7 protein-coding genes, 2 tRNA genes and 1 pseudogene are annotated in these 12158 nt (G+C 57.1%); 5 read left to right on the top strand and 5 right to left on the bottom strand.

The features are described from left to right. Positions 1-121, top strand: a pseudogene (locus VAE55_RS05425) (IS5/IS1182 family transposase); the annotation flags it as partial. 132 nt (positions 122-253) lie between these two features. Further along, positions 254-1552, top strand: a complete 1299-nt coding sequence (locus tag VAE55_RS05420; RefSeq protein WP_322814785.1) for a hypothetical protein — start codon at positions 254-256, stop codon at positions 1550-1552. On the opposite strand, the gene VAE55_RS05415 is transcribed toward VAE55_RS05420, so the two are convergent. The 4 genes from VAE55_RS05415 to VAE55_RS05400 form a co-directional block, all read right to left on the bottom strand. Further along, positions 1544-5791, bottom strand: a complete 4248-nt coding sequence (locus tag VAE55_RS05415) for an ABC transporter substrate-binding protein (RefSeq protein WP_322814784.1) — start codon at positions 5789-5791, stop codon at positions 1544-1546. The genes VAE55_RS05420 and VAE55_RS05415 overlap by 9 nt on opposite strands. A 170-nt stretch (positions 5792-5961) precedes the next feature. Continuing rightward, complete coding sequence (locus VAE55_RS05410) at positions 5962-6642, bottom strand: hypothetical protein (RefSeq protein ID WP_322814783.1); 681 nt, start codon at positions 6640-6642, stop codon at positions 5962-5964. 67 nt (positions 6643-6709) lie between these two features. Next, the gene (gene ruvC / locus VAE55_RS05405; RefSeq protein ID WP_322814782.1) at positions 6710-7204 is read right to left on the bottom strand and encodes a crossover junction endodeoxyribonuclease RuvC; all 495 of its coding nucleotides are present in this window, start codon (positions 7202-7204) and stop codon (positions 6710-6712) included. A gap of 27 nt (positions 7205-7231) precedes the next feature. Next, positions 7232-7990, bottom strand: coding sequence for a YebC/PmpR family DNA-binding transcriptional regulator (locus tag VAE55_RS05400; RefSeq protein WP_322814781.1), 759 nt, complete (start codon positions 7988-7990; stop codon positions 7232-7234). Between the two features lie 146 nt (positions 7991-8136). Here VAE55_RS05400 and VAE55_RS05395 point away from each other — a divergent pair, with 146 nt between their 5' ends. The 3 genes from VAE55_RS05395 (at position 8137) to VAE55_RS05385 (ending at position 11124) form a co-directional block, all read left to right on the top strand. Beyond that, positions 8137-10260: a cyclic nucleotide-binding domain-containing protein gene (locus VAE55_RS05395; protein ID WP_322814780.1), complete on the top strand. Its 2124-nt coding sequence runs from the start codon at positions 8137-8139 to the stop codon at positions 10258-10260. Between the two features lie 700 nt (positions 10261-10960). After that, a tRNA-Leu gene (locus tag VAE55_RS05390) sits at positions 10961-11047 on the top strand. A 3-nt stretch (positions 11048-11050) separates the two neighbouring features. Continuing rightward, positions 11051-11124: transfer RNA gene (locus tag VAE55_RS05385), tRNA-Gln, on the top strand. A 307-nt stretch (positions 11125-11431) separates the two neighbouring features. Here VAE55_RS05385 and VAE55_RS05380 read toward each other — a convergent pair. Then, a complete protein-coding gene (locus tag VAE55_RS05380; protein ID WP_322814779.1) occupies positions 11432-11875 on the bottom strand; it encodes a zinc ribbon domain-containing protein in 444 nt (147 codons plus the stop codon). Positions 11876-12158: the final 283 nt, after the last annotated feature.

The raw sequence follows: 12158 nt of genomic DNA, 5'->3' as shown, positions 1-12158 counted from the left end.
CTTCCGTCGCCTGGTGCGTGACGACGAACGTGTGGCGGCGACGCTGGCCGGCTTGCATGTCGTTGCCTTTGCCATCGTGTTGGCCCATCGGTTTGTCTCGCTCATGGTTCAAAGTTCATAACAGGCTCTAGGCAAGGCGGTGTTTTAATGCTAGAATAGCATCAATTCTATTCCTGAAATGCTTTGATTCGCCCCTTATCCTCTTCATCTCACCCTCAGCGCATCAGGAGCATTGCGAGGGGGAGGCACCTCTATGCTATCGTTTGATCGACGACGAATTGCGCTGATTGGTCTCCTGATTGCGCTCCTCATCGGTTTTCCACCAGTCACCGCACAGGCCGGTTTTCGTTTGTACGGCGCCGGTGGCTGCGGTAATCTCGACGAAGCGTTGGCACGTGCCCAACCGGGTGATGTAGTCGCAGCCATGATTGGCTTTCGCTCCAGTAATAGCATTGCCCCGATTACCCAATCGCTCGTCCTGGAAGGGGGCTGGGTTCCCAACTTCGATGACTCCTCAACGGCACGCTGTGAGGAAAGCGGCAACGACCAGCCGAACTCTTCGACCATGTACAGCCTTGGCTATACCCTTGACTCCGATCAAGGATCGGAACTCAGCCTTGGTTCGGGAAACCATATCTTGCCCTTCAATCTGAATGGTGCGACGGTCGTGCTCAAGAATCTCGATCTGACGAACAGTGTCAATACTGTCGGTGGCGTCGGTATTCAGGGTACGCTGGCGAATGGTGCCCGGATGCGTATAGAGAATCTCGAATTCAACGACAACCTGGTGCAGGGAGGCGTAGCCAATGGCGCGGCTATCAGGCTGGAGCTAACCGGCAATTCGCATCTCACCATCATCAATAGTCGATTTAATCGAAACCAGGCCGGGAGTGGCGGTGCGATCGAACTCGTGGTGCGTGATGGCAGCACCGTTGTGATTGAGAACAGTTCGTTTGCTAACAATGAAGCACTCAATGGAAGTGGTGGCGCGGTGCGCATCATCACGTATGCCGGTACCGTTGTTCTCCGCTCAAACAGCTTTACCGGTAATGTCGCCACCAATGGCAGCGGCGGTGCCATTCGTATCGAGCGCGCCGCTACTGCCACCGGCTCAACCGTTGTTTTGATCGACGGGAATCAATTCAGTGGCAACAGTGCTGCTTCGGCACCTGACAGCTCATTCAGTGGCGTGAGTGTTATGACGCCGCGAGTGCGCGTGCCGCTCACCTTGCGTCAGACGAGTACGATCTATCGAGTCCAACCTCTGAATGTCACCATCAGCGATGCGCAATACCTCTGCACCTTTACCACCAGTGGGTACACACCACAGCTTCCCGGACGCCACATTCACTTTTTCTTTAACACGGTCACCGAGAGCCAGGCCGGTGTACCGGCGAATCCGGCCAACTGGTTTGTCTACGGCAGTTCGGCACCATTCACCGGCTACAATATCAAAGATCGCCCGCCCGGTGCGACTGCCCTCTGTGCGCTGGTTGCCAATGCCGACCACACGGTGATTCCGGGTACCGGAGGGTGCATTCCACTACCGTAGATCATATTCGGCACGACGCCTGGGTATATATGAGGATGAGCCGGGTACGTCTGCTGCGTTACGAGCAGATTGATCCGCCACCAGCCACTTGAGGCGTGGCCGTTCGCCACGCACCAGGCGGTAGGCGGTGGAAAGCGTAAACGGTGTGCGCAAGACGCCAGTTGTCCGATGATAGTAGAGCGGCACCGCAACGGTTGCCTGCATCAGCAACTGCTCGGCAGTGTGGTAAAGCTGCCGACGCTGTGGTAAATCTGTCTGCGCGACTTGCTCAATCAACGCATCATAGGTTGCATCCTGCCAGCCGCCAACGTTCAGTGCGCCCTGTGAATGGAACAGGCCGTGCAAGAGTGGCTGCGGATCGGGATATTCAAATTCCCAGCCTAGCAGAGCCATAGCCAGATCGCCGCTAGCGAGAGCAGCAAAGAGCTGATCGGGTGTGAGATCGTTCCACCGGTGCACCGTACATCCGAGCTGCTGCTTCCATTGGCTACACAGCCATTCCGGTGTGTGGCGAAAGCCATCAAGCGCGGCTAATGTAAGTTCGGCATGCGTGAGCTGCGCTTGTAACGCTGGCGTCACCGATACCGGCGGACGCCCAAGCGCAGGTGTGTGACCGGGCATACCCGGCGGGATCAGTCCACCGCTAGCCGGCAACTGATGTCCGGCCCACACCTCTGCCACCAATTGCACCGGATCAATACAGTGAGCGAGTGCCTGTCGCGCACCGGCCTGACTCAGCAGCGGATGCCGACAGTTAAACAGCAGAAAATAGGTGGCAAGTCCAATCAGATCAACCGTGCTCGCAGTCGCCGACACTGCCTGTTGATCCTCGATGCGCAACCAGTCGATCTGACCGGCGGTGAAAGCCGGATGGTCGGGGACGGTGTAGACCAGTTCGATGCGCTGAAGGTTCCCCGGTCGATAACCGTGATAGTGAGGATTTTGGGTCAGAGCAAGGGGGTGACCAGCCCGGGTACGGCTGATCCGAAATGGCCCATTACACACCAGCCGATCCGGGTGTGCCCACGTCGCTCCGTAGCGAGCGACGGCATGGCGCGGTAGCGGCATACACACCGGATGGGTCAGAATGTACGGTAACTGCGGTGTCGGCGTGTGCAACGTTACCTGTACGGTGTGATCATCGAGGGCGCTCGCCTGCAACGAGGCCGGGTCGGCGCCCTGAGCGACCGCTTCAGCACCGGCAATCACAAAAAGAATATGCGCCTGCGCCGATCCGGTCGTTGGTGCGAGGTTGCGTTGCCAGGCAAAGACGACATCGTGCGCGGTAAGCGGCACTCCATCGCTCCACAATGCCTGCGGACGCAGATGAAATGTGTAGTGTTTACCACTACTATCGACCTCCCAGCGTGTAGCCAGTGCCGGAATGACGTTGAGATCGAGATCGAGTTCGACCAATCCCTCGAACAGATCGCGCACCAGCTCTTGATCGCCACTCGTGGTGATCAAACCAGGATCGAGGGTGGTTGGGCCGTGTGGGTAAACACCCAGGCGGAAGGGGGTACGCACCGTCATGCGACGTTGCGAGCGTGTTGCCGGGAACGTGGCAAAAGCCTGTTCGTAGAACTGCTGGGCAGCCTGATAGTCGCCGCTATCCATTGACGCCTGCGCCAGCTTGAGCAACACACTCGCACGCCGCTCATCACTAATCCCTGTGCGCTCAAGCAGGCTCAATGATCGCCGGTAGCCATCACACGCATCGGTACTGGCTGCGATCAGCCGGGCATTATCGGCGGCCTGAGCATACCAGTACGCTGCCGGGATAAAGGCTTCTGCCCGTTCATAATGATCGGCCAACACCCCGGCCCGCTCGGCCAGCCGACCCTGTTCCTGTTCAACCAGAATCTGCGCCACCGCCAGATGGCGATCTCGCCGATGAGCAAACAGGAGCGCACTATATGCGCTCTCCTGGATCAGACCATGGCGAAACTGGTACTCACGTTCAGAACGGAGGAGAAAACCGCGTTCAACCAGCTCCTGCAAATCACGTTCACAATCTGGATGACCACTCAAGCGGGCCAGGATCATCGGATCAAATCGCCGCCCCAACACCGACGCCTGCTGCAACGTCTGGCGTAACCCAGATGGTAGCTGATCAATCTGCGCGAGCAGCAATCCCTGCACGGTATCGGGCAGCGTCTCCAGGGCGGCACCCATTGCGGCAGCACGTGCCATCTCGACCAGGAAGAGCGGACTCCCACCGCCACGTTCAACCAGTACTGCCTGTTGATCTGGTGTGGTCATTGGCGCAATTGCCCGCACCAGCTCGTGGGCCGCTTCTGAAGATAGGGGCTGCAATTCAATCGTGTGGGTAATGTCAGTGCGGGCAAATGACGAGATATGCTCAAATGAACGGCTTACCAGAATGATCAGCAATGGTTGGCGAGCAGTGAGCGAGACGAGATGTTGAACAACCGCCAGCGATGTTGCATCAGCCCACTGCACATCATCTAACGCAATCACCAGCGGTTCAGTCGTTGTGATGGCGGTCATTAATTGCTCGCAGATGGTGAGAAGTTGCCAGCGCACACCATCACCACCAATAATTGCCAGTTGTTGCATCTGAGCCGGGGTCAGCGCAATACCGAGAACGCTGGCTAGGATCAGCGCAGCATCAGAGGCATGGATGCCGGGCAATGGTTGCAGCGCTCTCACCAATGCGGAGAAATCGGCCAGATCAGGCAAACGGATCAACAAACGGATCATCTGACCAATCAGCGCACCGCTTTGGAGCCGGTCGTAAGGAGCGGCAGTTGCCTGTATCCACCGCACCGGTGACCTGCTCAGCGCATGCAAGAGGTGGGTCTTCCCCATACCCATCTCGCCGACCACCAGAACACTGCCGCCGTATCCCTGCCGGAGTCGTTCAATATGCTGACTGAGCAGCGTCAGTTCGCTCGTCCGCCCGTACACTGTCGTATCTGGTGGTTGTTCGGATAACATTGCCACGCCGGTTAATGCGATCAGGGCCACCGGTTCCGCTTTGCCCTTGAGCTTAACGGTGCCGATCATCTGCGTGACGAAGCGATTGCCCAGCCGAACGGCCAGTGTTGGATCAATGACGATCTGACCGGGGGCAGCCTGCTGCATAAGGCGCGCCGAGAGGTTGATCGTATCCCCCATCACAGTGTACTCGCACCGGGTCGGCGAACCCACCGGGCCGGCAAAGACCCGACCGGTAGCCATCCCGATCTGCTGCTCGCGAATGAACGGCAAGCGTTCGCCGGCGTGCAATAATTCAAGCACGGATAATGCCGCTCGCTGTTCGCACGACTCAAGTGCGCGCGGTGCACCGTAGATAAGATGCAGGACACTCCCCTTATCGCCGGTAATCAATCGATTCACCCGGCCACCATAGCGCGCAGCAATCTGCTGGACGGTACTGAAATAGCGCTCCAACTGGTGCGCAGCCGACGCATCTTCATACGTAATACCCGTAAAGCGCACAAAGACACTCACCACCGGCTTTAACTCTGCCGGATGCATCTGCCCGCTGAGCGCCGCCTCAGCCACTTCCGGCGGCACAAATGGACGTAAACGCTCGGCAGCCGTGCCCGCTTGAAGGTTCGGTAAGCGGCGGCGACGCGGTGGTTCGGGTAAGGGAGCCAGCACGGCATACCGATCACGCCACTCAGTGATGACAAGACCGCTCAGCGGAACCAACTCCGGATCGAGCAGCACTTCGCCAGTCTGAGCGTGATGCTCGGCTGCCGCCATGCGATCCAGCGTCGCCCCGCCAATCACATCCTCGTAGCCATACGTCGGATCGCCCAGCCGTATGCGCAAAACCGGCCCATACGCCATCCCGATCTTCATCGTCAGCGTAAATACCCCTGCCGGGGTCGTGATACGCCCGTGGCGTTTAATGACGGCCTGCATGGCATGCGCAGCCGTAACCGCGGAGCGGAGCAGGGTCGCCCGTCTGCCAGAGGGGCAGCGCGGAAAAAAGACGATGAGAGCATCACCGGCAAATTTAATCACGTGACCGCCATAGGCGCCTGCGGCATCAATTAACGGCGCAAAGACACCATTCAGCGCCCGCGTCAGCTCCTCGGCCCCGCGATCCGGCGCCAGCACCTGGGCCAGCCCTTCAGTGAGCGGTGTAAAACCGGAGATGTCGGCAATCAGCGCCACCCCATCTGTCGCCAGTGGCGCACCATTCAGCTCACAGGCCACCCTATCGGCGGCCACGTATGCCATCAACCCACTATCCTGCATCATAGCGCTGTTCCTGTGAGTGGTGATTACATTCAGTATAGGGGAAATGGCTACGCGGCGCTACTGAATTATGGTACGTGGATAGGGAACGCGGGCATTTACGGCGCATAGCTTGCCGAGCGCAAGATGGACTACCCGCACAGTCGATGATGGTGACACCCGGCTTACCCATGTCAACGCACTACCGTCAATCCTAGCTTGCGTAACAGCAGCTCAGCCAGCTCACAGGCATACGCATCGGCGAGGAACCAGCCATCAGGATGTGATTGAGCAATTTGATGCAGCACCCGGCGATAGGGCGCTGGCAGGGGCAGTTCGGACAACAGCCAGCCACTGTCAATTGGCGAGAGTGTCAACCGCGGCTCAGGCATTAATAGCGCATAAGCTGTTAACAGCGCTTCATCATCAGGCACGGTTTGCCAACCGGTTGCCGTGACCCGCACATAGTCTGCCGGGCCGCGCCCACGCCGACGGCGCACAATCTGCCCTTCAGGGAGGGTTACGGTGTTGTCGGCGGCTGGTTGAATGGTGCGCCAGCCATGGGGGGCAGCGAGATCGAGGATACTAAACTGTTGCTTTTCCTGCACCGGAATCGTGCGCAGTCTACCGGGAACTACTGATGGCGGAGCCGGCAGCGCCGCAATCCGGTCGGCAATCGTCAGAGTTACGAAACTACGCTGCGCCAGACGGGCAAGCAAACCTTCCCGCCGCCAACTGGTCAGCCGAAAATGAAACCCTTCCCGTTCGCCTTCACCGCGCAACACGGGGCCAAGTGCCGGATTGTGGATGAGAAACAGGTTTGGTTGAATCTCTTCAAAATCGGCGGGCGCACCGGGGCGACGACGAGAAGCCATAATGCAATACACCTATCAACACTACCAGGAACTGTGTCTTGTCCCAGCGTTATGCAGCATGGGCTAGTCACGACAACCCAAAGCGCTGGAGAGTTGGGGTAGTATAGGCGTGGCAGATCGCAATCGCCAGCGCATCGGCAGCGTCGTCGGGGCGGGGTATCGTGGCTAGGCCGAGCGTCAGGCGAACCATCTCCTGCATCTGCCGCTTATCGGCGCCGCCGTAGCCTGCCACTGCCTGCTTCACCGCCAGCGGCTTATACTCGTGAACAGGAATACCGGCCTGCGCGAGCGCCAGTAAGGCTACCCCGCGCGCCTGACCAACCGTCAGTGCGGTATTGACATTCTTTCCGAAAAACAGCTCCTCGACCGCAGCAGTATCCGGGCGCAAGCGCTCAATAATCGCACGGAGGCCATTGTAGAGCTGCAAGAGCCGTTCAGGGTGAGGCATACCGGCAGGCGTCGTCAAGGCACCAACATCGATCAGGTGCAGCTGACCATGGTTAAACTCAACGACACCCCAGCCCATCGTAGCCGTACCGGGGTCGATACCAAGCGCACGCACAGCCTGTTCCTGTTCAACGCTGGGCAGCTACGCATCGAAGCGGGCAACCAGTTCGGCGGTAATATCGAGGTTCGAGTACACCTTCTGCACGTCGTCGAGATCTTCGAGCTTCTCGATCAGGCGCAGCGCAGCCAGCGCGTCTTTCTCATCGGGCTGAATAAGCGTCTTGGCGCGCATCATCTTCTCGGCATTTGCTACTGGCACACCCTGATCGAGCAACGCCTGCCGAATCGCATTCAGTTGCGTCCAGTCACAATAAATCTCAAGCGTCTCATCATCGACGACCACATCATCAGCCCCGGCATCGATTGCCATCAGTTGCAACTCATCGGGGTCGTGTTTGACGGCACTGAGATCAATAGTGATCAGTCCCTTCTGCTCGAACATCCAGGACACTGAACCGGGTTCACCAGGGTTACCGCCATTCTTGTTAAACGTGGCCCGAACTTCCGAGTTGGTACGGTTGCGGTTGTCGGTTGCCGCTTCGATCAGAATCGCCACGCCCCCAGGGCCATACCCCTCGTAGAAAATCTCTTCCAGCGCAGCTTCATTCGATTTGCCCAGACCGCGATCAATGGCGCGCTGAATGTTCTCGTTCGGCATATTATTGGCACGCGCTTTGTCTATCGCTAGGCGCAGGCGAAAGTTTAGATCGGGGTCGCCACTGCCACCTTCGCGAGTTGCAATTGTGATATCACGTGCCAGTTTGGTAAAAAGCTGCCCACGGCGCTGATCATTGACGCCTTTTGTGCGACGAATGGTATGCCATTTCGAATGGCCTGACATACGATCCAGCCTCCTTATAATGTAGAAGGTTATACTGAACCAATTATAGCATGCCTGGTCGAGGGGCTTGCATTGATCGCTACAATACGTTTATCGAGACGTTTATACAGGTATAGCATTCAGTCACCAGTCGGCAGGAGAAACGTATGAAGAAGATACTACCGGCGGAGCGAGTACGGTGTTTGCCCAACGACATCTACGTCGTCACGACCACTGCCGGCGATATTCTGGTCAACAGCCCACCGGAGAGTCTGAAATTCCTGCTTGCGCACGGATTAACGCCACCTCAATATGTGCTACTGCCGCCTGATGCTCCGACCGGGAGTGAACCGGGTTCGCATGGCTTTGTGCGAAGCGGGATCAATTATGCCAGCGTCGAGTTTCTGATCTATGCCAGTTTCTTCGGTCGGCAACAGCGGATTACATTAATCACGCCCACGGTAGCCCAGGCTCAACGACTACGCATCCTGTTGCAAGAGACGATCAACGGCCCTTCAGTATCGGAAGAATGGCCGGGAAGCTGGTTGAAAGAGGAATGTGCGACGGTAGCTTTCTTTCCGCCACTTGGCCGCCCACCGACCGTTGACGATATGGTCACCATTGTGGCGCTGGAAACCGGTGGCGGCAACCTTGGCGAGGTACAGATCACGTATCACGACGATACGTTTCATTTTACCGAACATGGGGTTGACATTGCACGCATTCCGGCGACGATTACTGGCATTGCCCAGCCACTGACGGTGGCCCTACCACGTCCGCTCGTGCGCCAGATGATCACCCTTCAGTTCATCGGGGGCAGTGATGGTTTTGATCCGACCGGCATCACAACCTGCTTTCTCGCCTATTTTGGCAACAATCAACCCCTCTTGTTTGATGCCGCGGCCTATCTGAATGTGCGACTGGCCCATCTTGGTCTCTCACCACGGCAAATCGACCTGGTAGTCATCTCGCACCTCCATGAAGACCACATTGCCGGTCTACCTGAATTGATCCTCACCGGTGGTAAACGGGTGCAACTGGTAACGGCCCAGCCGATCTATCGCTCGTTGCTGCGCGTTTTAGGTGTCATGCTCGATCTACCCCCGGCAACAGTTGCCGAACTGTTTGACTTCTACCCGCTTGATCCTGGGCAACCACTCGACCTGCATGGCTATCACTTTACGGCAACCTATGCAGTTCATTCAGTGCCCACCATTGCAGTGCGGGTGAACGGTGTTGGTTATTCAGGTGATATGCGGTACGACGAAGCATGGCTGGAACACCTGCACCAAACCGGTCACCTCAGCAGCGAACGGCTGGATGAACTCCGTCGGTTTGCCGATGGGGTCGAAATTCTGGTGCACGATATGGGTGGTGGTGCCATTCATACCACTCCGACTGAACACCTGCTCCGTACCCTTAGCACACGCAGTCGGCGACTGGTACTGGCCCACACCAGCCGTCAGGACTTCACGGTAGCCGACGAACTGGCCGACCGGGTGGAAGTTGCTGGCAGCGGTCATATTGTCGGGATAGGTGAAATTGTCCACGACGACGAACAACGTCAGCGCTTTGAAACCTTCACCATCTGCCCGCTTTTTGCCCGCCTCCCGGTCGCAGAGCGGGTAAACCTGGCAAACCAATGCGCTATCGTCTCGTATCCGGCAGGACAGGTGATTGCCCGCGAAGGTGAAGCTTCTGACGGTTGCGCATACGTGATTCACTGCGGAGTCGTGGAGATTATTGTCGGCAACGAAGCGATACGCTTCCTGGGGCGTGGCAATAGTCTGGGTGAACGCGGTGCTTTGATTGGCGAGCCTCGCACCAGTACTATGGTGGCTCATAGTGATGTGCAACTCTTACAAATCACCCCAGATCTGTTTATCAGAGTGGCCGGGCAACTGGGATTAGCAGAGGCTTTTGCCCGCGCTGACTGGCTCTGGCAACAATCAACACTGGGGCAATTGCCCTGGGCTACGCTACTTGATCTGGCGCTGGATTTCACACCGCATACGGTCGCAGCCGGTACGGTACTCTGCCGACGCGGCGAGATGAGCACAACCGGCTACTTGCTGGTACACGGTCGTGTCCACTACAGCGCCATGCGTGACGGTGAGAGCGAACAAAGTGGTGACTGTTTTGGGATGCGATCTGCCCTGCGTGGCGAACCCTATCGCCTGACCGTGCGCGCACTTAGCGACTGCGTGGTATGGTCGATAGAGGCTTCTTCCCTCCAGCGCTTCTATCTGACGTATCCCGATTTATTTCTCCACTTGCGGGTGATTGGATGACGGCCAGCCAATGGCATCCCATGAGGTCTGCCATATCTGGCAAACTCGACCGGTGATGATCGTGTCTGCCGTGGATACGGTGATCATTCGGCGGGGCGGCACTTGTAGAGAAGTTATCTCGTTAATCACCTACGGACTACATAATCGTGACGAGAACTCACAGCATCTCCGTGACCAGCAGGGTAAACGGCTTGACACGCGCCTGACTCGAAGCACGGCTGTTGCGGCAGCATGGCTGCCGCACTCCAAACGACGTGACACGCTCATGATGCGCGGGCAAGGCAATCCATCCAGTGCGTGATGACACCGGAGATAGTCGTCAGCCATCCTCACTGCCATACTGGCAGGCTGGGCGGGATATATTATCGTTGGCGATTGGCAAGCGTTCACGAATCTGTGCGACGGACAGGTAGCAAGACTGCGCAGCTTTTAAGTTCTACAATAAGGTTCCCGGCGAGTACTTCTCACCTGTGCGAACAATGACGGGTTATTGTGGGGGTGACGCATGCGTCGCCCCTACCCTGACGCCAATTCGCCGGCGACTCGCCGCTGATACACCCGACAACGATTCAACACGCGACTCACCCCTGAAAGATGCACATTGTTGCGCAAGACTTGGTACAAAACACCCTGGCTGTACCCATTTGACAAAGTGCAGTGCTCGTAGTATTATTTTACCTGCGTCGGGGAACCGAGCCATGCCGAAGTGGCGGAATTGGCAGACGCGCTACGTTCAGGGCGTAGTGAGGGTGACCTCGTGTGGGTTCAAATCCCACCTTCGGCACCACGCTGGGGGATAGTTTAAGGGTAGAACACCTGGTTCTGGCCCAGGCGGTTGGGGTTCGAATCCCTGTCCCCCAGCCAAATAAAACAATATAACCCCTTCTTCACAATGGCGTGAAGAAGGGGTTCTTATTTGGCCATCCCGGTACCGAGTATCAAGCTATCTTAACCTAACTCGCCATCTATGCTGTGAGCGGGCCACGGAGGTTGCCTGCCTAAATGAGCAGCACGACGTTGCGTGTACCACCGTGCGGCGTACCTGCATGAACGACGTAAGGAGCATCGAGTTCCCATCGACGTGCTACGTTACGCCTCACGGCAGCAATTCAGGTTATACCCATCCGCTGTGTTCTCTGTGCCTCTGTGGTGACAAAGGTAGCGACCTGGATTATTTTACAACCCGCGTGCCACACGCAGGACAAAAGATGGCCGTAGCCGGCATCTGAAACCCGCACTGCGGACATATTTTTGGCCCAGCCGTTGGCGCAGGGGCTTCGCTGATCGGCACCGATTGCATCGGTGGCGGTGCGGGCGTTGGTTCGATGTATACCTCATTCTGCGCTTTCTTCAGCTCTTCTTCGCGCACCAGCAAGGTAGAACGCAACTGATCGAGGGTTGCCGCCAGCTCGGCTAAGGAAGGTACCTGAATCTGACCGGCCCGCTGCAAATCGTATGCACGTTGCCCTATCTCCATCAGTTTCTGATCGATCTGGCGACGTAACTCATTAATCTCGGCCTGGAGACGAGTCGTTTTTTGAAATTTCTCGGCCTCGAACTTTGCCCGATCAGTAACCTGGGAAAAGGTTTTCCCCAGTTGATCAAAGATACCCATCGTTCATTCTCCTTCTGTCGAGTATGGTTGTGTTCATTGTAGCATCAGACAGGTTACTTTCTCTAGCTTTGACGAACAAAGGTAGTCGGTGGATGCAGCAGGGTGAGCGGCGTTTGAGACAGGCTGATGAGTAGAGTTCATATTTGACGATCACCCTGGTACTACCTGTAAGCGTGGAAGTGTAGCACCAGCATTGCTGCTCCTCACCCAGTGGGAGTGGGTTTCGGCGAGGATACCCTTGCCAGGTAGAGGTGTCCGTGGCGCGTCGTGTGGCGTGCGGCAG

Source organism: Chloroflexus sp., assembly GCF_034432675.1.
In the GTDB taxonomy this organism is placed as follows: Bacteria; Chloroflexota; Chloroflexia; order Chloroflexales; family Chloroflexaceae; genus Chloroflexus.
Note: the sequence above shows the minus strand (reverse complement) of the source record. Positions and strands in the feature narration are given on the sequence as shown.